The 24,589-nt window shown below is 68.8% G+C and carries 25 protein-coding genes; 10 read left to right on the top strand and 15 right to left on the bottom strand.

From position 1 onward, the window contains the following. Window positions 1-106 precede the first annotated feature (106 nt). The 4 genes from ACWEOI_RS05190 (at window position 107) to ACWEOI_RS05175 (ending at window position 4,783) form a co-directional block, all read left to right on the top strand. Window positions 107-1,576, top strand: coding sequence for a glutamate synthase subunit beta (locus tag ACWEOI_RS05190; protein WP_433669579.1), 1,470 nt, complete (start codon window positions 107-109; stop codon window positions 1,574-1,576). Window positions 1,577-1,894: 318 nt separating this feature from the next. Further along, complete coding sequence (locus tag ACWEOI_RS05185; protein ID WP_357274979.1) at window positions 1,895-2,554, top strand: hypothetical protein; 660 nt, start codon at window positions 1,895-1,897, stop codon at window positions 2,552-2,554. A gap of 42 nt (window positions 2,555-2,596) precedes the next feature. Further along, complete coding sequence (locus ACWEOI_RS05180; RefSeq protein ID WP_433669581.1) at window positions 2,597-3,616, top strand: alpha/beta hydrolase-fold protein; 1,020 nt, start codon at window positions 2,597-2,599, stop codon at window positions 3,614-3,616. Between the two features lie 321 nt (window positions 3,617-3,937). After that, window positions 3,938-4,783 carry a cutinase family protein gene (locus ACWEOI_RS05175; protein ID WP_433669582.1) on the top strand — a complete coding sequence of 282 codons (846 nt, stop codon included), beginning with the start codon at window positions 3,938-3,940 and terminating at the stop codon, window positions 4,781-4,783. 93 nt (window positions 4,784-4,876) lie between these two features. Here ACWEOI_RS05175 and ACWEOI_RS05170 read toward each other — a convergent pair whose 3' ends face one another. The 4 genes from ACWEOI_RS05170 to lysX form a co-directional block, all read right to left on the bottom strand. Continuing rightward, window positions 4,877-5,206 carry a hypothetical protein gene (locus tag ACWEOI_RS05170; RefSeq protein ID WP_452358991.1) on the bottom strand — a complete coding sequence of 110 codons (330 nt, stop codon included), beginning with the start codon at window positions 5,204-5,206 and terminating at the stop codon, window positions 4,877-4,879. A gap of 126 nt (window positions 5,207-5,332) precedes the next feature. Then, a complete protein-coding gene (locus tag ACWEOI_RS05165) occupies window positions 5,333-5,950 on the bottom strand; it encodes a histidine phosphatase family protein (protein ID WP_452358990.1) in 618 nt (205 codons plus the stop codon). Window positions 5,951-6,001: 51 nt separating this feature from the next. Next, entirely contained in the window at window positions 6,002-6,199 is a 198-nt protein-coding gene (locus ACWEOI_RS05160; RefSeq protein WP_357088413.1) for a hypothetical protein, read from the bottom strand. A 120-nt stretch (window positions 6,200-6,319) separates the two neighbouring features. Then, on the bottom strand, window positions 6,320-9,655 hold the full coding sequence (gene lysX, locus ACWEOI_RS05155; protein WP_433669588.1) for a bifunctional lysylphosphatidylglycerol synthetase/lysine--tRNA ligase LysX: 3,336 nt from the start codon (window positions 9,653-9,655) through the stop codon (window positions 6,320-6,322). Between the two features lie 178 nt (window positions 9,656-9,833). Here lysX and ACWEOI_RS05150 point away from each other — a divergent pair, with 178 nt between their 5' ends. After that, window positions 9,834-10,055 (top strand): RNA-binding S4 domain-containing protein, encoded by a 222-nt coding sequence (locus tag ACWEOI_RS05150; RefSeq protein ID WP_357088410.1) that lies wholly within the window; start codon window positions 9,834-9,836, stop codon window positions 10,053-10,055. A gap of 66 nt (window positions 10,056-10,121) precedes the next feature. Here the strand turns inward: ACWEOI_RS05150 and rraA are convergent, their stop codons facing one another. Together rraA and ACWEOI_RS05140 are read right to left on the bottom strand one after the other, a co-directional pair. Next, window positions 10,122-10,613: a ribonuclease E activity regulator RraA gene (gene rraA / locus ACWEOI_RS05145; protein ID WP_433669590.1), complete on the bottom strand. Its 492-nt coding sequence runs from the start codon at window positions 10,611-10,613 to the stop codon at window positions 10,122-10,124. A 5-nt stretch (window positions 10,614-10,618) separates the two neighbouring features. Next, complete coding sequence (locus ACWEOI_RS05140; protein ID WP_433669591.1) at window positions 10,619-11,125, bottom strand: nitroreductase/quinone reductase family protein; 507 nt, start codon at window positions 11,123-11,125, stop codon at window positions 10,619-10,621. A gap of 176 nt (window positions 11,126-11,301) precedes the next feature. On the opposite strand from ACWEOI_RS05140, the gene ACWEOI_RS05135 reads away from it, so the two are divergent. Beyond that, entirely contained in the window at window positions 11,302-13,506 is a 2,205-nt protein-coding gene (locus tag ACWEOI_RS05135) for a protein kinase domain-containing protein (protein WP_433669593.1), read from the top strand. On the opposite strand, the gene ACWEOI_RS05130 is transcribed toward ACWEOI_RS05135, so the two are convergent. From ACWEOI_RS05130 to ACWEOI_RS05095, 8 genes are all read right to left on the bottom strand, one after another. After that, on the bottom strand, window positions 13,499-13,951 hold the full coding sequence (locus ACWEOI_RS05130; RefSeq protein ID WP_433669595.1) for a DUF1707 and DUF4190 domain-containing protein: 453 nt from the start codon (window positions 13,949-13,951) through the stop codon (window positions 13,499-13,501). The two genes, ACWEOI_RS05135 and ACWEOI_RS05130, sit on opposite strands and share 8 nt — an antisense overlap. Window positions 13,952-14,046: 95 nt before the next feature. Continuing rightward, on the bottom strand, window positions 14,047-14,427 hold the full coding sequence (locus ACWEOI_RS05125; RefSeq protein ID WP_379278185.1) for a DUF5313 family protein: 381 nt from the start codon (window positions 14,425-14,427) through the stop codon (window positions 14,047-14,049). Window positions 14,428-14,502: 75 nt separating this feature from the next. After that, window positions 14,503-14,985: an SRPBCC family protein gene (locus tag ACWEOI_RS05120; RefSeq protein ID WP_433592366.1), complete on the bottom strand. Its 483-nt coding sequence runs from the start codon at window positions 14,983-14,985 to the stop codon at window positions 14,503-14,505. Window positions 14,986-15,043: 58 nt separating this feature from the next. After that, window positions 15,044-16,012 (bottom strand): copper resistance D family protein, encoded by a 969-nt coding sequence (locus ACWEOI_RS05115; RefSeq protein WP_452358989.1) that lies wholly within the window; start codon window positions 16,010-16,012, stop codon window positions 15,044-15,046. Continuing rightward, window positions 16,009-16,539, bottom strand: a complete 531-nt coding sequence (locus ACWEOI_RS05110) for a copper resistance CopC family protein (RefSeq protein ID WP_452358988.1) — start codon at window positions 16,537-16,539, stop codon at window positions 16,009-16,011. The genes ACWEOI_RS05115 and ACWEOI_RS05110 overlap by 4 nt, the downstream gene beginning before the upstream one ends. Then, window positions 16,536-17,186 carry a YcnI family copper-binding membrane protein gene (locus tag ACWEOI_RS05105; RefSeq protein WP_379278178.1) on the bottom strand — a complete coding sequence of 217 codons (651 nt, stop codon included), beginning with the start codon at window positions 17,184-17,186 and terminating at the stop codon, window positions 16,536-16,538. Before ACWEOI_RS05105 ends, ACWEOI_RS05110 begins: the two co-directional genes overlap by 4 nt. A 49-nt stretch (window positions 17,187-17,235) precedes the next feature. Then, window positions 17,236-17,736: a hypothetical protein gene (locus tag ACWEOI_RS05100; RefSeq protein WP_452358987.1), complete on the bottom strand. Its 501-nt coding sequence runs from the start codon at window positions 17,734-17,736 to the stop codon at window positions 17,236-17,238. Between the two features lie 7 nt (window positions 17,737-17,743). After that, window positions 17,744-18,382, bottom strand: a complete 639-nt coding sequence (locus ACWEOI_RS05095; protein ID WP_433669603.1) for a DUF6474 family protein — start codon at window positions 18,380-18,382, stop codon at window positions 17,744-17,746. A 177-nt stretch (window positions 18,383-18,559) separates the two neighbouring features. On the opposite strand from ACWEOI_RS05095, the gene ACWEOI_RS05090 reads away from it, so the two are divergent. The 3 genes from ACWEOI_RS05090 (at window position 18,560) to ACWEOI_RS05080 (ending at window position 22,679) form a co-directional block, all read left to right on the top strand. Next, window positions 18,560-20,209 carry a TM0106 family RecB-like putative nuclease gene (locus ACWEOI_RS05090; protein WP_433669604.1) on the top strand — a complete coding sequence of 550 codons (1,650 nt, stop codon included), beginning with the start codon at window positions 18,560-18,562 and terminating at the stop codon, window positions 20,207-20,209. Then, the gene (gene htpG, locus ACWEOI_RS05085; RefSeq protein ID WP_452358986.1) at window positions 20,206-22,161 is read left to right on the top strand and encodes a molecular chaperone HtpG; all 1,956 of its coding nucleotides are present in this window, start codon (window positions 20,206-20,208) and stop codon (window positions 22,159-22,161) included. Before ACWEOI_RS05090 ends, htpG begins: the two co-directional genes overlap by 4 nt. 317 nt (window positions 22,162-22,478) lie before the next feature. Next, window positions 22,479-22,679, top strand: coding sequence for a cold-shock protein (locus tag ACWEOI_RS05080; RefSeq protein WP_033085228.1), 201 nt, complete (start codon window positions 22,479-22,481; stop codon window positions 22,677-22,679). Window positions 22,680-22,770: 91 nt separating this feature from the next. Here the strand turns inward: ACWEOI_RS05080 and ACWEOI_RS05075 are convergent, their stop codons facing one another. Continuing rightward, window positions 22,771-23,538, bottom strand: coding sequence for an SDR family NAD(P)-dependent oxidoreductase (locus ACWEOI_RS05075; protein ID WP_452358985.1), 768 nt, complete (start codon window positions 23,536-23,538; stop codon window positions 22,771-22,773). Window positions 23,539-23,678: 140 nt separating this feature from the next. Here ACWEOI_RS05075 and ACWEOI_RS05070 point away from each other — a divergent pair, with 140 nt between their 5' ends. Then, a complete protein-coding gene (locus ACWEOI_RS05070; protein WP_433669610.1) occupies window positions 23,679-24,587 on the top strand; it encodes an SDR family NAD(P)-dependent oxidoreductase in 909 nt (302 codons plus the stop codon). Window positions 24,588-24,589 lie beyond the last annotated feature (2 nt).

Below are 24,589 nucleotides of genomic sequence, written 5' to 3'. Positions count from 1 at the left end.
AGGCGCTGTGACCATTCAAGGCAGCTCGTGGCTGACCTCACCTTTGCGGTGCAACGCAGCACCACCGTTGTTCCGTGCGCGCAGCGCATTAGTCAGGAGTTCGTAAATGGGTGACGCACAAGGCTTCCTGAAGCACACTTCCCGGGAACTGCCCAAGCGCCGTCCGGTTCCGCTGCGACTGCTGGACTGGAAAGAGGTCTACGAGGAGAAGTTCTCCCACGAGACCCTGCAGAAGCAGGCCAGCCGCTGCATGGACTGCGGTATCCCGTTCTGCCACAACGGCTGTCCGCTCGGGAACCTGATTCCCGAGTGGAACGACCTGGTGTACAAGGGCGCGTGGAAGGAGTCGTTCGATCGGCTGCACGCGACCAACAACTTCCCGGAGTTCACCGGCCGCCTGTGCCCGGCTCCGTGTGAGGCGTCCTGCGTCCTGGGCATCAACCAGGATCCGGTGACCATCAAGCAGGTCGAGGTCGAGATCATCGAGAACGGTTTCGACGAGGGCTGGGTCACCCCGGTCTACCCGACCCGTCTCACCGGCAAGCGCATCGCGGTCGTCGGCTCCGGCCCCGCGGGCCTGGCCGCCGCCCAGCAGCTGACCCGGGCCGGTCACACCGTGACCGTGTTCGAGCGCGACGACCGCATCGGCGGCCTGCTGCGCTACGGCATCCCGGAATTCAAGATGGAGAAGCGCTTCATCGACCGCCGTGTCGCGCAGATGGAGGCCGAGGGCACCATCTTCAAGGCCGGCGTGAACGTGGGCGTGGACATCACCGCCGCGCAGCTGCGCAAGCAGTTCGACGCGGTCGTCCTGGCCGGTGGCGCCACCATCGCGCGTGACCTGCCGATCCCGGGTCGCGACCTGGACGGCATCCACCAGGCCATGGAGTTCCTGCCGCTCGCCAACCGCGTGCAGCTGGGCGACCAGATCACCGACGAGGACGGCCTGCCGCGTATCAACGCGCGTGGCAAGAAGGTCGTCATCATCGGTGGCGGTGACACCGGCGCGGACTGCCTGGGCACCTCGCACCGTCAGGGCGCGGAGTCGATCCACCAGTTCGAGATCATGCCGCGTCCGCCGGAGGAGCGGGCCGCCTCGACCCCGTGGCCGACCTACCCGCTGATGTACCGCGTCTCCTCGGCTCACGAGGAGGGCGGCGAGCGCGTGTTCTCCGTCAACACCGAGCGTTTCGTCGGTGCGGACGGCAAGGTCACCGGCCTGCAGGCGCACGAGGTGAAGATGGTCAACGGCCGCTTCGAGAAGGTCGACGGCACCGACTTCACCCTGGAGGCGGACCTGGTGCTGCTGGCCATGGGCTTCGTCGGTCCGCAGAAGAACGGCCTGCTCGAGGGTCTGGGCGTCGGTTACGACCAGCGCGGCAATGTCATGCGCGACAAGGACTGGGCCACCACGGTGCCCGGCGTCTTCGTCGCCGGCGACATGGGCCGCGGTCAGTCGCTGATCGTGTGGGCCATCGCCGAGGGCCGCGCGGCGGCCGCCGCGGTGGACAAGTACCTGGAGGGTGAGACGGCGCTGCCGTCCCCGATCACCCCGACGATGGTCGCCCAGCGCTGATCCGCAGCCACTGAGCGAACGCTCGAAGGTGCCCCCGGACTTCGGTTCTGGGGCACCTTTTGTCATGCCGGGACACTTTTGGTCATGCGATAAACGTATGTGAAATGTTTACTAGTCAGTAGCTTCGAGTAGTTTTCGCAAACCCTGGACAGGGGACCAGTTACACCTGTTTACTTACCCCTCGTGTGGAGTCCACCTCTCCGAGTCGTCCGCAGCGCTCGGTAAGTATGGATCGGTCCCGGAGGATCTCGGGACATCTTTGGAGGAAAAGTAATGTTCCGTAATCGCCGCGCGGCCGCAATCGCGACTTCTGGCGCAATGGTTTTCGCCGGTATGGGCATGGCCGTCATGGAAACCGGCGTCGCGTCCGCCGAAGGCACCTGCGCCATCAGCTCGCACGCCGAGAAGAAGGATGCCAGCACCGTCGGCATCACCATGACCTACGACAAGTCGGTCAACGGTGACTCGATCGGCGTCGGCACCACGGCGACCTACAAGATCGTCGTCGGCACCACCGGCATCGGCAACCCGTACGTCAACACCATCACCGACTACCCGCCGTCCGGCTTCGGCGCGCCGCTCGAGGCCAGCGTCACCGCCTACCACCTGGCCGGTGGCCAGCGCACCGAGGCGGTCACCCCCGAGCCCAACGGCGGCGGCTGGAAGGTCACCAACCCGGGCTGGTTCGTGAACTCCGGTAACCCGGTCACCTACACCATCACCTACCGCGTGCCCACCAACCTCTCCGGTGGTCAGCAGGTCACCAGTGGTGGCATCGGCGTCGCCGGCACCGTCGGCGTCAGCAACAGCCTGCCGAACCTGACCGCGTGCTTCACCGCCCGCCCGAACACCGTCGGCGAGTCCGCCCTCGGCAGCCTGAACAACAACGGCCTGGGTTCCTCGGACGGTCAGACCAGCTCGACCGGTTCGTTCTCCGACATCATCTCGGACGCGATCCGCAAGTACATCGGCAGCTGATCCCCGACCGGGCCGATTCGATCGATAGGAACACCCGTACCGATGCGCACCCGTAAGTCACCGGCACTCACCGCGATTGCGGGCCTGGCGTTCTCGCTGGCCCTCACGTTGTCGCCGGAGGCCATCGGTACGGCCACGGCCGATCCCGCGAATTCCGCGGAATCCCACCTCGTTTCGATCGATCGGCCCGGACAGCGGCAGGAAGAGTTCAAGGTCTATTCGGCCGCCATGGGCCGGGAGATCACGCTCCAGGTCCTCACCGCATTCGACAACAGCGTGCCGCGACCGACGCTGTATCTGTTGAATGGCGCGGGCGGCGGCGAGGACGCTGCGACCTGGTATCGGCAAACCGATATTGTCAGTTTCTTCTCCGACAAGAACGTGAATGTGGTATCGCCGGTCGGCGGTAAATTCTCGTATTACACCGACTGGCAACAGGATGACCCGGCGATCGGCCGCCAGAAGTGGGAAACCTTCCTGACCGCCGAACTACCGCCCATTATCGACAAGGCGCTGAACACCTCCGGCGCGAACGCCATCGCGGGCGTCTCCATGTCCGCGACCTCCGCGTTGAACATGGCCATCCTCGCGCCCGATCGCTACCGCGCGGTCGCCGCCTACAGCGGCTGCGCCTCCACCGCCGATGACAACAGCCGCAAGTACATTCAGATGGTGCTCGACCGCGGCGACGCCGACTCCCGCAACATGTGGGGTCCGCCCGGCGACCCGGACTGGGCCCGGCACGACGCGGTGCTCAATGCCGAGAAGCTGCGCGGCAAGGCGCTGTTCATCTCCAACTCCACCGGACTGCCCGGTCCGATGGACACCCTGGACTCGCCGTCGATCGGCGGTCGCCCGGCGACGCTGGCCAACCAGATCATCCTGGGCGGGCTGATCGAGGCCGCGACCAATGGATGCACGCATCAGCTCGCCGACCGGCTGGGCGCGCTCGGCATCCCGGCGCAGGTCGAATTCCGGCCCTCCGGAACGCATTCCTGGCGGTACTGGGAAGACGCGCTGCACCGCTCCTGGCCGATGCTCGAGGCCGCGCTTCAGGGCTGATCCGCCGGGTTTGCCGGATATTGCTGCGCCGGTGAATGTTCGGCCGGAATCGGACGTCTTCGCCTGCTCGTCTGGCACTGCTGACTAGGCCCCTTTATGCTTGTCGGCGGTGTGTCGCTGATCTCGTCGACCAGTTTGTTCCGGCGAACTCATACGGGGCGGTTACCTGGGTTAACCCGGAGTGCACCGGAGTGTCATCCGGCGACCGCACCATGATCGGGAATACGGGACGCGTGAGATGTCCCGGCACAAGCGTGAACTGGAGCAAGGGTGCGGTTGAAGAATATTGTCGCGGCTGCGGGTGCAGCGGCGAGCGTGCTCATGTCGGGAATCGTCCTGGGCAGCGGTCCCGTTTCGGCGGACCCGAGTTGCCCGCGTCTCTACACGGTTGCCGTCCCCGGCACCTGGGAGACCGGCCACGACAAGGACCCCAAGCCCGGCATGCTGGCCACGGTGACCAATGGTCTACCCGGTGATGTCGACTACGTGACCTACGCGGCGACCGCCTTCCCGTGGGAGGGCGACATCTACGCCGCCTCCAAGAAGGAAGCCGTCGACAACGCCCGCGGTCTGGTCCAGGCCGTGGCCGCGCGGTGCTCGGGCACCAAGATCGCCATCACCGGCTACAGCCAGGGCGCCGACGCCGCAGGCGATCTCGCCGCCGAGATCGGCAGCGGCCACGGCGTGGTGCCGCCGGATCGCGTCGCGGCCGTCGCGCTGATCTCCGACCCGCGGCGTTCGCCCACCGACGCCCAGATCGGTCCGTTCGCCCCGGGCGCGGGCGCGGGCGGGCCGCGCGCCGGCGGCTTCGGCTGGGTCAGCGACAAGGTGCGCACCGTGTGCGCCCTCGGCGACCTGTACTGCTCCACCGAGGAGACCGACTTCGTCACCCGCTTCGCCGGCTTCCTGGCGCAGGCGACGAACCCGAACAACTTCAACCCGTGGCAGACCCAGCTCGAGTTCGGGTCGATCCTCAATGACCTGATGGCCCAGGGTGGTTTCGGCACCCTGCAGGCGCAGCTGGCCGAGGGCGCCGACAGCGAGTACGCGCACCAGCTCGAGCAGTTCTACCGCAGCGGCAAGCACACCAGCTACGGCAGCTACGGCGTCGGCGGCGGCCAGACCGCGCTGACCTGGATGCACAACTGGATCGCGACCAACGCCTGATCCTCGGGTGAGAGGTCCTGCGCCCCAGGATCGCACCGCATCGAAAAGGCCGCTCCCATTCCGGGAGCGGCCTTTTCGACTGTCTGCGGGGATCTAGCCGAAGGAGCCGGTGGGCGGCAGCGCGGGTGTGGGGGCGGGGTTGTTGTTCCAGCCGTTGTCGCCGTTGTTGTTGTTCCAGTCGCCGTCGCGGTTCCGGTCACCGTCGTGATCGCGGTCGTGGTGATCGCGGTCGCGGTCCCGGTCGTGATCGTGGTCCCACGGCCCGTTGTCGTCGATCTGCTGGGCGACGACCGGGGTGGCGGTGTCTGCGGGGGTCGCCGCGTTCGCCGGGAGGGCGACGACGGCGAGCGGGATGGCGGCCAGGAACCCGGCCGCGGCCAGACGCATGGCGAGACGACGGCGGGGCTTGTCGAGGGCGGACATCGTGGTGCCTTTCTGTCGGGATCGTGCGCCGCGGGGGGAGCGGCTCACGAGTCCCATCGAAAGGCCCGGGCCTCCGGGGTATGTGCGACCGGGCTGGGAGTCGGCTGAGCGTTGGTCGGGCGCCGGTCAGGGCAGGGCGCGTTGCGCGCGCGGCAGCAGGTCCCAGACGTGCCCGTTCTCGTTGACGGTGGCGGCGGTGCGGCCACCGGTGCGCGAGTACAGGATTCGGGTGATCGAGCAGTAGTCGATCGGGAAGGTGAGCGGGCGCGCCAGTCCCAGCACGTCCTGCAGCAGCACGTTGATCACGCCGCCGTGCGCGAAGACGACCACGGTGTCGGCGGGCGCGGCGGCCGCCACGATGGCGGTGACACTGTCGCGCACCCGGGCGATGAAGGCATCCCCGTCGATCTGCTCGGGCAGATGCCCGGCCTTGATCCGCTCGTAGGTTTCCTGGAAGTCCCGCTGCGCGTCCTCGATGGGGATGTACATCGGCAGCTCGCGGTCGTATTCGGCGAGCCCGTCCACGATGTCGATGTCGAGCCCGAGCTTCTCGGCAGTGGGCCGCGCGGTCTCGCGGGCCCGCTGCTGCGGGCTGCTGACCACCCGCGCGATCCGGTGCTGGGCGAGTGCTGCCGGAACCCGGCCCGCCTGTTCGATCCCGAGCGCGGTGAGATCCGGGTCGGCGTGGCCGGATTCGGCCTGGACGCGCTGCGGCTGGGCGTGGCGGACGAGGATCAACTGCACACCCCCACTCTGCCGCACCCGGCCCGCAGCGCACCCCGGGGGTGCCGGGGGTCAGCCCTTCTTGCGGCGCATCAGGTAGACGATGCCCAGGATCAGGATCACGATGCCGATGCAGCAGACGCCCAGGAAGCCCCAGAAGCTCATGCCGCGCTTGCTGCTGGAGCGGCGGGCGGCGGTGTTCTCGAGGGCGGCGTTCCAGGTGTCGGGGTGGGTCCACACATGGTGGTCCAGCAGTGTCGCCTGGGTCATGAGATCTAGGTAATGCATGGAGTCCCCAATCGGTGTGGCCGGTGGCCCTCCCGGGCCGAACTCCCAGATTAACCGGGGAGACGGCCGCGGGAATCAGGGTTTACCCCGGTCCTGCCGGGTTCAGCTGCCCGCGCCGCGCGGTTTCACCAGCGGGAAGGGCAGGGTTTCGCGGATGCTGCGGCCGATCAGCAGCATGACCACCCGGTCCACGCCGACGCCGAGGCCACCGGTGGGCGGCATGGCGTGTTCGAGGGCCTGCAGGAAGTCCTCGTCGAGTTCCATGGCCTCCGGGTCGCCGCCGGCGGCCAGCATGGACTGTTCGGTGAGGCGGCGGCGCTGTTCCACCGGATCGGTCAATTCGCTGTAGGCGGTGGCCAATTCGACGCCCCAGGCGACCAGGTCCCAGCGTTCGGTGACACCGGCGATGTGCCGGTGCGCGCGGGTGAGCGGGGACACGGAGGTGGGGAAGTCGATGTAGAAGGTGGGGTTCTGGGTGGTGGCCTCCACCAGGTGCTCGTACATCTCGAGCACGAGTTGCCCGGCGTCCCAGCCCAATTGGAACGGGACGCCCGCCTTCTCACAGAGCAGCCGCAGGCGTTCGGCGTCGGTGTCGGGGGTGATGGTCTCGCCGAGCGCTTCGGACACGGCACCGTGCACGGTCTTGACGGTCCAGTCGCCGGAGATGTCGACCTCGGTGAGCACGCCGTCGGGTCCGGGGCGCAGCGCCACCATCCTGCCGTTGGCGGCGACCGCGGCGGCCTGGATGAGCTGGCGGCAGGCGTGCATCATGCGTTCGTAATCGCTGTGCGCCTCATAGGCTTCCAGGATCGTGAACTCGGGGTTGTGGCTGTAGTCGACGCCCTCGTTGCGGAAGACGCGGCCCAGTTCGAACACCTTCTCCATGCCGCCCACGCACAGCCGCTTGAGGTACAGCTCGGGCGCGATGCGCAGGTACAGGTCCAGGTCGTAGGCATTGATGTGGGTGGTGAAGGGCAGCGCGTTGGCGCCGCCGTGCACCTGCTGCAGCACCGGGGTCTCGACCTCGAGGAAGCCCCAGCCGTGCAGGCTGTCCCGCAGCGACCGCACCACCGCGCTGCGCTTGGCCATCACCTCGCGGATGTCGGTATTGATGGCCATGTCGACGTAGCGCTGCCGCACCCGGGCTTCCGGATCGGAGAGACCCTTCCACTTGTCGGGCAGCGGGTGCAGGCATTTGCCGATCATCCGCCAGTCCTGCGCGAGCAGGGACAGCTCGCCGCGGCGGCTGCGGCCCAGCTGGCCACTCACCTCGATCAGGTCGCCCAGATCGAAGAACTCGGTGAACGATTCGCTGCGGTCCGCGCCCACCCGGCCGCTGTCGATGAGCAGCTGGATGTCGCCGGACCAGTCGCGCAGCACGGCGAAGATGACGCCGCCGTAGTCGCGAATCCGCAAGAGCCGCCCGCAGACTCGCACCGTGGTGCCCTGCGGGCAGCCGCGGGCCGCGGCCACGGTGTGGGTGGGCGGATAGGCGACCGGGTAGGCCTCGACGCCGGAGTCCTGGAGTTTGGCCAGCTTGTCCATCCGCACCCGCACCTGTTCGGGGCGGCGCCGGCCGTTCTCCTCGAGTTCCTCGGGCGGCAGGTCGGGCGGGCTGCCGTCGGCGTGCAGGCCGGTGACGCCGGCGGGCACCGAGGGCCGCAGACCGGTGTGGGCGGAGGCGTCGTGTTCGCGGCCGAAGCGGGGCAGGAAGCCCTCGGCGAGCGCGCTGGCGGTGGCGACCCGCAGCAGGTGGCGGCGTTCCTCGAACATGGAGAACCGCGGCACCCATTCGGGCTGGTACTTCACATTGGAGCGGTACAGCGCCTCGAGCTGGTACCAGCGTGAGAAGAACATGAGCACGCCGCGCCACAGCCGCAGCACCGGTCCGGCGCCGATCCGGCCGCCCTCCTCGAAGACCGCGCGGAAGACCGCGAAGTTCAACGAGATCCGGGTGATGCCGTACTGGTCGGAGGTGAGGGCGAGCCGCGAGATCATCAGTTCCATCAGCCCGTTGGGGCCGGTGCGGTCGCGGCGCATGAGGTCGAGGGAGACGCCGGTGCGGCCCCACGGCACGAACGACAGCATGCCGAGCACCTGCCCGTTGGGCGCGACCGCCTCGGCGAGCAGGCAGTCGCCGTCGAGCGGGTCGCCGAGCCGGTCCAGGGCCATGGAGAAGCCGCGTTCGGTCTCGGTGTCGCGCCATTCGTTGGCGCGCCGCATGACGTCCTGCATCTCCTCGAGGGAGATCTCCTTGTGGCGGCGCACCCGCACCGTGATGCCTTGTTTGGCAAGACGATTGGCGGCCTGCCGGACCGGCTTCATATCGGGTCCGGCGAGGGAGAAGGTACGGGTCTCGAGGATGGCCTCGTCGCCCAGGCGCAGCGCGGACAGACCGGCCCGCCGGTAGGCGGTGGCGCCGAGCTCGCTGGCGCCCATCACCGCGGGGGCCCAGCCGTACTGGTCGGTGAGCCGGAGCCAGGCGTCGATGGCGTGCGGCCACGCCTCCTTCGGCCCGATCGGGTCGCCGGAGGCCAGGCAGACGCCGAGCTCGACGCGATAGGTGATGGCGGCCTTGCCGCTCGGCGCGAACACCACGGCCTTGTCGCGGCGGGTGGCGAAGTAGCCGAGCGAGTCCTCGACGTCGGAGCGTTCGATGAGCCCGCGCAGCGCGGATTCGTCGAGTCCGGTCAGCGCGTTGGAGGAGCGCTGCGACCGGAACAGGGTGATCACCGCGGCCAGCAGCGCGATGGCGCCGAGCAGGCCGAGCAGCAGGTTCACCGGATGGGGCGGATGCCCGTCGAAGTCCTCGTTGGAGACCAGGATGGTGGCGGTCACCCGCGACACCGCCCACAGCGCGCGCTCGGTGTGGTCGGGCAGGCTGCCGGGGAACAGTTCGACCAGACCCCATCCGGCGAGGCTGCCCACGGCCAGTCCGCCCGCGAGCACGCCCAGCGCCCGCCACACCGCGCCCTGCTGCACGTGGGTGTAGAACTCCGACCAGGACGCGATCAGGACGCCGATCACCGCGACGTGGATGATCAACGCCACCAGGGCGTTGATGTCGCCCTCGGAGGCGAAGTCGAGGGCGTTGGCGAGCGCGAAGGCCGCCATATAGGCGACCAGCAGCCACCAGGCGATGCGCTTGCGGCTGGCGGTCGCGCCCGCCAGCAGGCCGATGACCAGGGCCCACACCAGCGAGGTGTCGGGTGCGTCGAAGTAGTAGGTGTCGACGAAGTGGCGCAGGTGTGTGGTCAGGTAGCGCAGCCCGGGCGAGATGCTCCAGGCGAAGCAGAGGACCGAGAAGATGCCGAGCGCGGTGCCGGCGAGGTGCGGAAGCTCCCGCAACCGGCCGTGCCCACGGTGCGGCACCTCCGGGGACCGCGGCTCCGGTCTGTGGTCGGAGTCGGGGTGCGGCCGGTCCTGCGTGGAAGTCACCGCACCAGTGTGAATGTTGCCCGTACCCATGTGCACTCAGAACCCGGTTCGTGTCTCGTCGCCGCGGTGCGGCTGGTGGGGGAAACCGCGGTGCGGCCGGTGGCGGTCACCGCCGCGTGGCGGCCGGTGGCGGGGGCGCGGTTTGGTCTCGCGGCGGTCGCGGGTGAGGATGTATCCCATGTCGGATCCATTCGATGTCCCGATCGAGGACGAGGTCATTCGACTCGGCCAGTTCCTGAAGCTGGCGAACCTCATCGATTCGGGTTCGGAAGCCAAGACCGTTATCGCCCAGGGCCTGGTACGTGTCAACGACGAGGTGGAGCTGCGCCGCGGACGGCAGCTACACGCCGGGGATGTGGTGGCGTTGGCCGGGCACAAGGCTCGGGTCACCAGCGGCTGAAGGCACACGGGTTCCCATTGTCGGGGGTTCCGGGCTCCAGCCGCTGAGAGCTTCCCGAGAGTCGGCCTAGTCTTCGCTGCGAACCACGACGCCGTCATGGTCGCTGTAGAGCATGTCGCCGGGGACGAAGCTGACGCCGCCGAATTCGACCGTGACGTCCTTCTCGGCGTTGCCCTCCTTCTGGGTGCTCTTGCGCGGGTTGGTGCCGAGCGCCTTGATGCCGATGGGCATGGTGCGTAGCACGGCGGAGTCCCGGACCGCGCCGTTGATGACGACGCCGGCCCAGCCGTTGTCCACGCCGCGGCCCGCGATGATGTCGCCGACCAGCGCGGTGTGGATGCTGCCGCCGCCGTCGACGACCAGCACGCGGCCCGCGCCGGGCTCGCCGAGGGTCTGCTTGACCAGCAGGTTGTCCTGGAAGGTCTTGATGGTCACGATGCGGCCGGCGAAGGTGTCGCGGCCACCGAACTGAATGAACTGGGTGTCGCAGCTTCGGATCTCGGGGCCGATCTCGTCGGCTAGGTCGGCGGTTGCCACTACGTTCGTTGATTCGGTCACGAGAACTATCTTGTCAGGGCGAATATCCGCAAGTCACGGCCGGTGCGATTGCGGTAGGCGGTGTACGCCTCGGTGGTCTCCTCGAAGCGTTCGAAGATCACCCGCTTGCGGTCCTCGTCGGTGACCAGGGCGGCGGTGACGGGCAGGTGCTGCCCGGCGATGGCGACCTCGGCGGCCGGGTTGGCGAGCAGGTTCGCGGTCCAGGCGGGGTGGTGGGCCTGGCCGAAGTTGGAGCCGATCACGTACAGGATGTCGCCGTCGTGCACGTAGAGCAGCGGGGTGGTGCGGGGTGCGCCGGACTTGCGGCCGACGGTGGTGAGCAGGATGACGGGCGCGCCGATCGGGCCCAGGACGGTGTATTTGCCGCCGCTGCGTTCGATCACCCGGCGATCGAGCGGGGTCAGCTTGCGGATGACCAGCGATCCGAGTTTGGTGGCGGCGAACGGGCTGGCCAGCCGGGACAGCAGGTTGGTACGGGAACCCCAGATCCGTTCCGGGAACTGCTCACTCATACCGCGACAATAGTGCTCCGCGACCGGCCGTGCGGGGGCTCCGGCCGGCTGCCCCGAGCCGGGGGTGATGCGCTCCGCGCTCGCTCCGCGATCTATCTACAGGAATGAATCAACCGCTCAGTCGGATTCTCGGGCGCATACTGGCGACCACCCGGTGAATCCAGGTCGGGGGAGGCATGTACGTGGAACCGGTGATCGACTCCGATGGCGTCGACGAGATCCGATCTCTGCTGGCGTCGACCATCGCCGGGTTCCAGGCCGCCTGGGAGGCCGCGGGCGCCCCGCCGAACCTGGTCGAATTCCTGCCGCGCGCGCCGCAACTGCGTCGCGTCGCGCTGATCGAACTGATCAAGGTGGACCTCGAATACCGCTGGATCCGCTACGACTTCCCCAAACGCCTGGCCGAATACCGCGGCGAGTTCGACGAATTGCGTTCCGGCCCACTGCCCCCGGACCTGGCCTACGAGGAGTTCCACGCGCTCGAGCGCTCCGGCATCGCCCTCGACATCAGCTGCTACCCGACCGAGGCGGCTCCCACCGAATGGGCCGAGCACGACTACCGCAGCACCCTGATCGCCCGCCCGCAGGCTCAGCACGCGCTGGAGGGCATCGAGGTCGGCGACCGGATGGACGACTTCGATCTGCTGGTGGAACTGGGCGCGGGCGCCTTCGCCCGGGTCTTCCTGGCCCGGCAGCGATCCATGCAACGCCTGGTCGCGGTGAAGATCTCGCAGAACCACGGCACCGAGTCCGAAACCCTGGCCCAGCTCGACCACGAACACATCGTGCGCGTCTTCGATCAGCGGCTGCTGGCCGACCGGGAATTGAAACTGCTCTACATGCAGTACCTTCCGGGCGGCACGCTGTCGAAGGTGCTGGGGCTGGTGCGTTCCCGGGAACCGGCCGAACGGAACGGCGGCATCCTGCTGGAGGCCGTCAACGCCGCCATGCGCGACAAGGGCGGCCTGGTGCCCGGCGAATCCGCCACGCGCACCGAGCACGCGGAGCGGACCTGGCCGGAAACCGTTGCGTGGCTGGGCGCCCGGCTGGCCCGCGCGCTGGACTACTCCTCCGCCAACGGCGTCCTGCACCGGGACATCAAGCCCGCCAACGTGCTGCTCACCGCGGACGGCAGCCCGAAGCTGGCGGACTTCAACATCAGTTTCAGCACCCACGTGGCGGGCGCGAGTCCGCTGGCCTACTTCGGCGGCTCCCTGGCCTACATGTCCCCGGAACAGCTGGCCGCCTGCCATCCGCACCTGCCGGAGACGGCCGAGGCGCTGGACGGGCGCAGCGATGTCTACGCCCTCGGGGTGGTGCTGTGGGAACTGCTCACCGGCCACCGCCCCTTCGACGACGAGACCAGCGCGGGCGATTCGGAGTCCTCGCTCGAGCGCATGCTGCGACTGCGCCGCCACGAGGTGGATCCGGTCCATCTCGAGGCGCTGCCGTCCGACTGCCCGGCGACCCTGCGCCGGGTGCTGCTGAAATGCCTGGCCCCCGACCGCGAGAACCGCTGGGCGGACGGCGCGGCCCTGGCCCAGCAGCTGGAGCTGTGCCTGGACGAGCGGGCCCGCGATCTGGTGGATCCGCCCGAGCACAGCTGGCGGGCCCGGGTCGGTCCGTGGTCGCTGCTGGCCTTGATCACGGTGGCCAGCCTGGTCGGCGACGCGCTCGGCATGACCTACGCGAATCTGCACAACCATCCGCTGTGGGCGCTGTGGTTCACGCCCGAGGAGCGGGCGCGGTTGCAGGTGGTCGGCAATGCGCTGGTATTGATCTCGACGCCCGCGGCCATCGTGGTCACCAACTATCTGTGCCGCCGGGCCTTCATCGTGTGGCGTGGTCTGCGCCGGGGCCGCACCTACGATTCCGCGGCCCTGTCGCTGGCCCGCCGGGACACGTTGAAGAACGGTGACCGGGTGGCATTGCTGGCCTTCGTGTGGTGGGTGCTGGCGGCCGTGGTGTCGGCGGTGTCGCTGGTCGTCCTCACCGACCTGTCGCCGGGCCGGATCGCGAATCTGGTCGCGACGCTGCTGGTTTCGGGTGCGATCGCGGTCGCCTACCCGTTCTTCGTGGTGACCTTCTTCATCGTGCGCTGTTTCTATCCGCGGCTGCTCACCCACGGCGAGACGGCCGAGGATCGGGACGCGCTGCGCGCGCTGGGCCGCCGCTGCACCCGCTATCTGGCGGTCGCCGTGGCGATTCCGCTGGTCGGGGTGATCGCCAGCCTGATGTTCCTCGACACGGGGGAGGTGGCGCTGGTGCTGGTCCCGCTCTACGGCCTGTGTGTGGCGGGCGTGCTCGGCTTCCTCGGCGACTACTGGCTGTTCCGCCAGACCGAGGCCGACCTGCTGGCCTTCGAGCGAGCGGTCAGCTGAAGTAGATCCACCCGAAGACCAGCATCCACATCGCGCCCACCGCGAGCCCCGCGATCGCGAATCCCCGATCGTCGCGGCGTTCGGGTTCGACGGTGAGCGCGACCAGGCCCAGCACCACCGCCGGGACCGCGGTGAATCCGCACAGGAAGCCGAACACTCCGAGCACGAACGCGGCGATCCCCATGCCCTTCGACCGCGCGGGCGGCGGCGGATAGGGCGCGTAATACGCGGGATATCGCATCGGGGTGACCGGTTGCCACGGCAATCCGCTCATCACCCGGTCGATTTCCCCGCAGGTCCGCGCGGTGAGCGCGTGCCCGATGCGTTCGGACAATTCCTCGACCGTGATCCGCCCGGCCTGAAAACTCTGTTTCAGCGCCTCGATCGCGTGTTCCCGATCAGCATCACTCGCCAGGAATTGCGGTGCCGCCCATTGAGGTTCCATCTGGTTCTCCATCGAACCCGAAGCCGATTATCACTGCCTTCGAGCGTATTCCTCGCGGCGGTCGGGGGGTTCGAATCGAGACCGGGGACACAGGGTCAGGCGCGGCCGTGGCGCTGTTCGTAGGCGGTGCGGTCGGCGGCCTCGCGGGCGCGGCGGTCGGCGTCGGCCAGGGCGGGGTCCAGGCCGTTCTTGATGAGCCGATTGCGGCGGAAGACGTAGGTGAGGGCCGCGGTGAAGTAGATCAGCGGCAGATACAGCAGGGCCATCATGGCCAGGCCCATCCACAGCGGGCCGGGGATGAGCAGGAACAGGCACAGCACCGGGATGATCGGGATCAGGATCCGCAGCAGGTAGCGGCGGGTGGCGCCGGGTCCGGTGAGGTCACGAAGCACCCAGTCCCGCATGGACGGCGGGAGGGGCCGGCCGCAGATGTAGCCGAGGCGCTGCAGCGGGCTGGGGGTGGTGCGTTCGGACATGCGCCCAGGATCCCTCAGGGAGCGCGCGGCGGACAACCGCGGGGGGTCGGCGGCTCTGACGACCCGTGGACTGGATCAGGCGTTGGTGCGGTCCGGCTCGGCGCCGGTGCGCTCGGCGTGGAAGGCCGAGACCTGGCTGACCAGGTTGCCGGTGGAGCTCTTCACCGCGAGCTTCACGAAGGGCTCGATGGTCTTGCCGAGGATCTTGCCCGCCAGGCCGCCGGGAACCCGATAGTCGACGATGGCGTCGATGGTGCAGGATTCGGCGCCCTTGTCGTGGAACAGGAAGGTGGATTCGATTTCGAAGCCCTTGATGGATTTCACCGCGATGGCGTATCCGGGCTCGTGCCGCACGATCTTGATGGTGGAGTGCAGCGCGATCGGCCCGAGCTGAATGGTGCCGTCGAAGGTGGCGTCCACGCCCTCGATCTGTTCGGTCAGCGGCGTGAAGGCGCTGATCTCATTGATGAATTTCGGCAGATGCCGGTAATCGTTGACATAGGCGAAGGCGGATTCGGCCGAGGCGGCGCAATCCGCGACGATCTTGACTTCTGTCATGGGCGCAACTGTAACGTGTTCTAGTTTTTGTCGCAGGGGTTGTGATGCATGCCATCTATCACGCGGTCACTGCCAGCGTCGCGGCCAACCCGAACACTAGCGCCATCACCAGGACTTCCACAATCGCGCGCCGCAGCGACTGCTCCGCCGTCATCCGGTGATCGGCGGCCTTCGGCACCCAGCCGCGCCGCCACCACCAGCCCAGCCCGATCAGCACCGCCACCAGCACCGTCTTCGCCAGCAGGATCCGCCCGTACCCGGTGGTCACCAGGGGACTGACCCCGCCGATCCGCACCAGCCCGTTCACCAGCCCGGTGACGGCCACCGTGACCACCAGCGGCAGCGCCCGATTCGAGTACTTCGGCAGCAGCGCCGCCCATTCGCCGCGGGTGCGCACGGTCATCGCCAGCGCCAGCAGCAGTCCGAACCAGGCCGCCGCGGCCAGCGCGTGCACCGCCGCCAGGACCGACCCGAAGGTCTGCTGCGACATGTGCCCGGTGATCGGCCGCAGCGCCAGCGTCACGGCGGTGAAGACCAGCACCAGATCCGCGGTGGCCCGATCCGGTCGCCGGAAACCGAAGGCGCTGTAGGCCGCCACCACCCCGGTCCCGATGAGCAGCGCGATTCCGATCTGCCCGCCGCTCACGTGCGCGAGATAGTCGCCGAACTGGGTCCCGCTCAGCCGCCGCGCCCGAATCCCTTGCACCTCCGCGGCTTCCAGCACGAGCATGGCGAATTCCATGACCGCCCACGCGGCGGCGGCCACGGTGAGCGCCCGCCAGTGTGGGGTCAACCGGTCCGAGAGCCGCGGCAGCGCCGCCAGCCCCAGCACGGTCGCCCCCGCGCAGTCCGCGAGCACCCGGACCGGGGCCTCGGCCTGCACCGGATCCTCGGCGGCCAGCGCCCAGGCCAGCCCGGCCCCGGCCAGGGCGGCAGGAATGACCAGCAGCAGTAGCCATCTCGGTGAGCTGCTACCGCCGGTCGTCCCGCGCTCCCGGCGACGATCGATGCGGCCGGGCCGGTTCACGAGCGCCGCTTACCCCGTCCACCCAACAGCGCGAAGGCCAGGCCGCCGCCGAACAGCACCACCGCACACACGATGAAGATCCACAGCGGCACCCCGCCGTCGGAGCCGCCCGACTTGGCGCCGGCGTCCGACTTCGGGCCCGGAGTTCCGTTGCCCGCCTTGGTGAGCGTGAACGACCGGGTGCCGCTGACCGGGTGCCCGTCGGCGGACGTGACCCGGTAGGCGATCTTGTACTCGCCCACCGGACCCAGCTCACCGACCTCGACGCTGAGCGTCGCGCCGTCCACCTTCGGCTGCCCCTTCGACCACAGATTGCCGTCCGGCCCGGTGACCGTCATGGACGGGTAGGCGGGCTGCAGGCTCTCGTTGAAGGTGACGCTGACCGTCGCGGGGGAGGTGTCGATCTGCGCGCCGTTCTCCGGGGTGGAACCCACCACGGCCGAGTGCGCGCCCGCCACACCGCCGCCGAGCAACGCGAACAGGGTGACCAGCAGGCCGGTGATCAGACCGGCGACCTTGCGGCTCATGACCGCCGTCCCCGGATGACGCTGCCCAGGCCGAGCGCCGCGCCCAGCGCGCCGAGCGCCAGGCCGACGCCGCCGAGCCAGCGGGCGGTGTCGTCGGTGGCCTTGTCGCCCTTGTCCGCGTCGGCGGCGGGCGCGTCGTCATCGTGGCCGGTGCCCTTGGCGAGGGTGAGGGTGGGGGCCGGATGCTCGGGCTCGGTGCCGTCGGCGTTCGCGGGCTGGTTCCAGTCCACGACCTTGCCGTCGCTGTAGGTCTGGCTGGCGTTGAAGCTGACCTTCGCCTGTTCGGGCAGCGGCCCGAGGGAGACCGCGAAGCGCTGGAACTGCCCCGGCGCCACGCCCGGGTTGCCGGGATCGGCCGTCCAGGTGACCGACACGGCCTGGCCCTGCGCGTTCTTCTCGACCTTGGCGGTCCAACCGGCGATCGGCTCGGTGCGCGCGCTCTTCAGATTCGGCAGCGTCACCGAAACCTTGGTGGTGGAAGCGGTGTCGGACTCGGTCGGCACCCGGAAGGTCGCGACCGTGTAGCCCTTCTGGGTAGCGCCGGGAGCGTCGACCACCACGTGCGCGGCGGCGATGCCCGCGCCGGACAGCAGCAGCCCCGCGGCGGCCGCCGACGTGATCAGGGCACGCGAAAGAGAGGTGTTCATGGATGTATTGCCTTCTCTGACAATGGTTACGGGAAGTTAGGGAGCGGGGTTACACCGTGACCGGGGGCGCGCGCGGTCCGGCCGCGCCCAGTGCGAGAAGGGTTTTCGACGTGGGGGAGTGGTGCGCCGGGCACAGCCGCGCGACCCGCGCGGGCGGTCCGGCGGGGCGGGTGAGCGCGACTCGGACGGCCCGGGAGATCAGTTCGTAGAGCCGCTCGGCGACCAGGATCCCGAACGCGCAGACCAGGCCCGCGACCGCGTGCGCGAACACCATCGGCCCGTGCGTGGTGAATTCCATTGCCCGCGCGGCGTGCCCGTGCTGCACCAGGCCGCTCAGCGCGACGTGGCAGACGGGCTGGCCCGCCAGCATGAGCAGCGGCAGCGCGGCGGGCGGCCGCAGCACGGCGGCGATCGCGCCGAGCGCGGCCGCCGCCAGCATCAGCAGCATCAGCCCGGAGGTGCCGGGGTAGCCGCCGCCCGCGAACCCGTGCGCGCCGACCGCCAGGGCGGCCATGGCCACCCCGGCCGATCCGCCGCGCACCGAGCTCATGGGTGACTCAGCGCACGCCGAGCCGGTTGAGCACGTCGGCCTCGATGCCGGAGAGCTCGTTGGAGATCGAGGCGTGCACCGCGCGGCGCCGCGGCACCGGCATCTGGGCGGCGGTGCGGACCGCCGCGGACAGGCTGTCGAGCCGGTCGCGGCTGGCGGCCACGAACTTCTTGGTCTCGGTGTCGGTGTGCTTGGCCTCGATCTCGGCCAGCGTCGACTCCACGCCCGCGATCCGGGCCTGCAGCTTGGCGCCCGGCCCGGCGAACTCGCCGAGCTGGTCCAGGCCGACGCCGAGCTGCTGGGCGCGGCGGGTGTCGAGCTGCCCCCGCACGAAGGTGGCACCGCGGTAGGCGAGCGGCGCCAGCACCGGCACCAGGATCCGGGCCACGCCGAGGTACTTGCGGATCGAGGCAGCGCTGAACGGGTCCCGTTCGGCGCGGGCGGCCACCTTCTCGGCGGCCTTCTCCTCGGCCTGCAGCTTCGCGATCTCGGCCTTGGCGACCTGCTGCTGCGTGCGCGCCTCGGCGCGGTTGCGCTTGCGCTCGTTGCGCGCCCCGAGCTTGGCCTCCATGCCGGCCTTGTGCTTGAGGGCTTTCGCCTCGGCTCGGCGGCTGACCCGCTTCTTGCGCTTGGTGAACAACCCCATTGATGGCCTCCGTCATGCTGGTTCGCCATGGCAGTACAGGGCCGGGGGAAATGCCTGTCCGCCCATGAAACGCAGTGTGCGAATCACCCTAACGGGTGGGTTCCCGCCGGAGCGAGCGCCTGGCGGAAACAGGGCGGCCCGCCGACCCTGTCGGGGGATGAGGCCATACTGACTGGCGTGTATTCGGGTATCGGTGACCATGGCGAGCGGACGGCGTTCGTGGACGCGCGCGCGCTGATCGGGTGCCGGCACCGGCTTTTCCTGGACGCCACCCATCCGGGCGTGTTGACCGGAGTCGCCGAGGACGCCGGCGTGCAACAGCGACGAGAAGCGGCGGCCGCGCACAGATCTCAGGTGCGCGACACCCTGGTCGCCGCGGCGCCCGAGAGCTGGACGGTGATCGATCCCAAGCAGCCCGCGACCGCGCGGGCCGCCGCCACCATGGCCGCCATGGCCGCGGGCGCCGACCGCATCTGGGGCGGGCTGTTGCCGCAGGAGGCCGACACCGGCCGTCGCGGCGGGTGCGAAATCCTGTGGCGAGACACCGATCGCGGCGGATACCGCCCGGTCATCGTGGTGAACCACAAGGTGACCGACCCCCGCCAGCCGGACCCGGCCGACCACCACCCGGTGACCAGCGGCCTGTACGAGTGGAATCCCCAGGAGGACAGGCACGTCCGCACCCGGCCGCAGCCGCGCGACCTCCAGCGCCTCGCGCACCTGTACCGCATGCTGCAGCGGCACGGCCTGGCCAGCCCGAGCCTGACCGGCGGCGCCATCGGCTACCACTTCGACCGCATCCTGGTGCACGACCTGGCCCTGCTGCTGGACGACTACGACATCCGCTACGCCGACCGCATCGCGGTGGTGCGCGGCGAACTCCCCACCGTCCCTTCGAAAGTCCCCGAATGCCGTCAGTGCCCCTGGTGGGGCCGGGCCCCCGAGGAGGGTGGCCGCAGCTGTGGGCAGTGGCTGGCCGACCACCGTGACGTGAGTCTGGTGGCCCCGGGCTCGCGCGCGGAGGTGCTGCGCCGCCACGGCGTCGAGACCATCGACGAGCTGGCCGCCTGGAGCGGCGACGACCCGGACGACTGGCAGTACGAGCCGTTCACCGAGGCCGTGGTCACCGCCCGCGCCTGGGCGACGGGCGCGCCGCTGGTCCGCCGGGTGGACCGGGTGCGGGTGACCCGCGCCGATGTCGAGGTGGACGTGGACCTGGAGAGCTTCCAGGAGCACGGCGCCTACCTGTGGGGCACCCTGCTCGATGGCGTGTACCGCCCGTTCGTCACCTGGGATCCGCTGCCCACCGAGGACGAGGGCCGCTCCTTCGCGGAGTTCTGGACCTGGCTGATGGGCGTGCGCGCGCAGGCCGCCGCCGATGGTAAATCCTTTGCCGCCTACTGCTATTCGCGCACCGCCGAGGACAAGTGGCTCTACGAGTCGGCGCGCCGGTTCGCGGGCCGCCCCGGCATCCCCACCGAGCGGGAGGTGCAGCGGTTCGTGGACGGGCCGCAGTGGGTGGACATGTTTCAGGCGGTGTCGGAGCAGTTCATCTGCCCGAACGGCAAGGGCCTCAAGAAGATCGCGCCGGTCGCGGGCTTCCACTGGCGTGACGCGGAGGCCGGCGGCGAGGCGTCGATGGCCTGGTACCGCCTGGCCGTCGCCTACGACGGCGGCGAACCGGACCTGTCGCAGCGCACCCGCATCTTCGAGTACAACGAGGACGACTGCCGCGCCACCCAGGTACTGCGGGATTGGATGACCGACCGCGCGGACGCCGAGGTTCCCGCCATCGCCGACTTCGACCGTCGTAATATCGCGTCGTGACCGAACACGTCGAACACCTGGAGTTTCAGGCCGAGACCCATCAGCTGCTGGAGCTGATGATCCACTCGGTGTATTCGAACAAGGACACCTTCCTGCGGGAGTTGGTCTCCAATGCCTCCGACGCGCTGGACAAGCTGCGCCTGGAGACCTTCCGCGACAAGGACCTGCACGCCGACACCTCGGATCTGCACATCGAGCTCGAGGTCGACCGCGACAACCGCGTGCTCACCGTGCGCGACAACGGCATCGGCATGTCCCGCGCCGAGGTGGTGGACCTGATCGGCACCCTCGCCAAGTCGGGCACCGCCGCGCTGCGTCAGCAGCTGCTGGAGGCCAAGGCGGGCGACCAGCAGGCCGAGGAGCTGATCGGCCAGTTCGGCATCGGCTTCTACTCGACCTTCATGGTGGCCGACAAGGTCACCCTGACCACCCGCAAGGCGGGCGAAACCACCGGTACCCGTTGGGAATCGGAGGCCGGTAGCCCCACCTACACGATCGAGGAACTCGACACCGCCCCGCAGGGCACCGCGGTGTCGCTGCACCTGATGGCGGCCGACGAGGACGATCACCTCTTCGACTACACGCAGGAGTGGAAGCTCCGCGAGATCATCAAGAAGTACTCGGACTTCATCGCCTGGCCGGTCCGGATGGACGTCGAGCGCACCGTCATGGAGGGCGACGGCGAGGACAAGGTCGAGAAGACCATCGTCGAGACCCAGACCCTGAACTCCCAGAAGGCGTTGTGGACCCGCCCGCGCAGCGAGGTCACCGACGAGGAGTACACGGAGTTCTACAAGCACGTAGCCCACGCCTGGGACGATCCGCTCGAGATCATCCCGATGAAGGCCGAGGGCACCTTCGAATACCAAGCGCTGCTGTTCATTCCCTCGCACGCGCCGTTCGACCTGTTCACCCGCGAGCACAAGCGCGGCGTGCAGCTCTACGTGCGCCGGGTGTTCATCATGGACAACTGCGAAGAGCTGATGCCGGAGTATCTGCGCTTCGTGAAGGGCGTGGTCGACGCACAGGACCTGTCGCTCAATGTGTCCCGCGAGATCCTGCAGCAGGACCGCCAGATCCAGATGATCCGCAAGCGCCTGGTGAAGAAGGTGCTGTCCACGGTCAAGGATCTGAAGAACGCCGAGGACCAGGCCAAGTACCAGGAGTTCTGGCGCGAGTTCGGCCGGGTGCTCAAGGAGGGCCTGCTCTCCGACGCCGACAACCGCGAGACCATCCTGGGCGTCTCGTCGTTCGCGTCCACGCACTCCGAGAGCGAACTGACCACGCTGGCCGGGTATGTCGAGCGCATGCCCGAGACCCAGTCGGCGATCTACTACATGACCGGCGAGTCCCGGCAGCAGATCGAGAACTCGCCGCACATGGAGGCGCTGCGGGCCAAGGGTCTCGAGGTGCTGGTGCTGACCGACCCGGTCGACGAGATGTGGGTCGGCTCGGTCACCGAGTTCGAGGGCAAGCCGATCGTCTCCATCGCCAAGGGCGAGGTCGACCTCGAGACCGAGGACGAGAAGAAGGCCTCCGAGCAGCTGCGCGAACAGCAGGAGAAGGACTTCTCCGGCGTGCTCGGCTGGCTCCAGCAGACCCTCGACGCGGAGGTCAAGGAGGTGCGCCTGACCAACCGGCTCACCACCTCCCCGGCCTGCATCGTCGGCGATGTGTTCGATTTCACTCCGATGCTGGAACGCATGTACCGCGCCTCCGGCCAGGAGCTGCCGCACAGCAAGCGCATCCTGGAACTGAACCCGGACCACGCTCTGGTGACGGGTCTGCGCGACGCGTACGCGCAGGTGTCCGGCGACGAGGACAAGCCGCTCGCCCTCACCGAGACGGCCGAATTGCTCTACGGCACGGCGGTTCTCGCCGAGGGCGGGGAGTTGAAGGACCCGGCGCACTTCGCCCGGATCCTCGCCGATCGGCTCACCCGCACGCTCTGACCTGGCGCGCCGGATCGGGTCGTGGCGGCGTCGCCGCTACGTTCCCGATCCATAGCGAGCGGGAATCGGTCATGCTCAGCCGGGTCGAGATGTGACGGTGCGCATGCTCGGTGATTTCCGGGAACTAGCGGCCGGGGCGTACGTTGTATGTCTTGGTCGTAAGTTTTTCGTGTTCGTGTTTCAACATGCTCGCGCGGAACAGTGTGCGGGCGTTGCTTCACCTTGCCAGTCAAGTTGCAAGCCGCCTTCTGATCGACCCGGGTGTCGCAGCCGCGACGCCCACGCAATAAAAAGAAACACCTCGTCAGGAGAAGGTAATGGTTCAGGGCACCGTCAAGTGGTTCAACGCGGAGAAGGGCTACGGCTTCATCGCCCGCGAGGACGGCCCCGACGTTTTCGTCCACTACTCGGAGATCGAGGGCAACGGCTACCGTCAGCTCGAGGAGGGCCAGGCGGTCTCGTTCGAGATCACCGAGGGCAAGAAGGGCCCCCAGGCGGCCGCTGTTCGCCCGCACTAAGGGAGGCCGCGGGGTCGCACCCCGCTCCCCACACGTGAAATAACAAGGCCCGCACCGGATTCCGGTGCGGGCCTTGTGTTGTTCACAGCGGTTAGCGCGGAGCCATACGGAGGGCGCCGTCCATACGGATGGTCTCGCCGTTCAAGTAGTCGTGCTCGGTGATGTACTGCGCGAGCTGCGCGTACTCGTCCGGGCGACCGAGGCGGGACGGGAACGGCACGCCGGACTCGAGGCCCTTGCGGTACTCCTCGGTGACGCCGGCGAGCATCGGGGTGTCGATGATGCCGGGCGCGATGGTGTTCACGCGGATGCCGAACTGCGCGAGGTCACGCGCGGCCGGGATGGTCATGCCGGCGACGCCGCCCTTGGAGGCGGAGTAGGCGATCTGCCCGATCTGGCCCTCGAAGGCCGCGACCGAGGCGGTGTTGATGATGACGCCGCGCGAGCCGTACTCGTCGACCGGATCGGTCTTGGCGATGGCGTCGGCGGCCAGGCGCATGACGTTGAAGGAGCCGAGCAGGTTCACGGTGATGACCGTGCGGAACAGCTCGAGGTCGTGCGGGCCGTTCTTGGACAGGATGCGTCCCGCCCAGCCCACGCCGGCGCAGTTGACGACGATGCGCAGCGGCACACCGGATTCCACGACCTTGGCGACCGCGGCGGCCACCTCGTCACCGCTGGTGACGTCGGTCGGGATGAGGGTGACGCCGGCCGGGACATTGTCACCCGCACGCTCGATGGACTGAGCCAGATCCAGGCCGAACACGGTCGCGCCGGCATCGGCGAAACGCTTGGCGGTGGCCGCACCCAGACCGGAAGCACCTCCGGTGACAATGGCGGCGGAGCCCGAAATCTCCACGGTTTGGTCCTCTCGACAAGGGACGGCCCTCTCGCTGGCCATCCGTCAATAGGCACCCTAGCGGGACTGTGTGCGGGCCTACACAACAGGCTCTCGAGATTTGCGAACACGGGTGTTCGTCGAAGTGGTATTTTCAGCTCATGAACGCCAGCACGGTCGGTCATCGCCGTGGTTTCCGCCGCCGGATCCCGCGCGTGGCCGGCAAACGCATCCTGATCACGGGCGCGGCCCGCGGCATCGGGGCCGCGCTCGCCCGTCAGCTGCACGCGCACGGGGCGCACGTCGCGCTGCTCGGCATCGAGGAGACGCTGCTGGCCCAGGTCGCGAGCGAATGCGGCGACGCGCCCTGGCGGTACTGCGATATCGGTGACCCGGCCCAGGTGGAACGGGTGGTGAACTCGCTGACCGCGGAACTGGGCGGCCTGGACGCGGTGGTCTGCAACGCGGGCATCGCCCGGCAGCTGTCCCTGCTCGGCGGCGACCCGACCGTGCTCGAGGAGACCCTCGCCGTCAATGTGCTGGGCGTCTACTACACGATGCGCGCCGCCGGACCGCACATCGCGCACCCGGGCGGCTACATCCTGATCGTCTCCTCGCTGGCCGCCGCCATCCATCTGCCCCTGGCCGGGGCGTACAGCGCCTCGAAGGCCGCGGTCGAGGCGCTCGGCGACACCCTGCGCATCGAATTGCGGCACACCGGGGCCAAAGTGGGCATGGCCTATTTCGCCGAACTCGACACCGAGATGACCAGCCGCGGCTTCGGCACCGAGGCCGCCCGCAGCATTCTGGGCCGGTCCACCGTCTCCGGCGTCGCCCCGCTGGGCCCGGCCATCGACGCCTGTGAGCGGGCGCTGGCCCGCCGTTCCCGCCACATCGTCTCGCCGTATTGGGTGAGCATGGCGCTGTGGTGCCGCCCGCTCACCCAGCACCTGATCGACTTCTCGCTGCGCCGGGGTGTAGCGAGTGGACTGGCCATCGCCGATACGGAACCAACGGGGTTCACCACCGAGCAACCGGCCCGGCCCCGCAGAATGAGAAAGCTCGCCTGAAC

The sequence above is a fragment of the Nocardia sp. NPDC004340 genome, assembly GCF_053602575.1.
The sequence above is the reverse complement of the archived record's forward strand: the minus strand, read 5'-3'. Positions and strand labels throughout refer to the sequence as shown.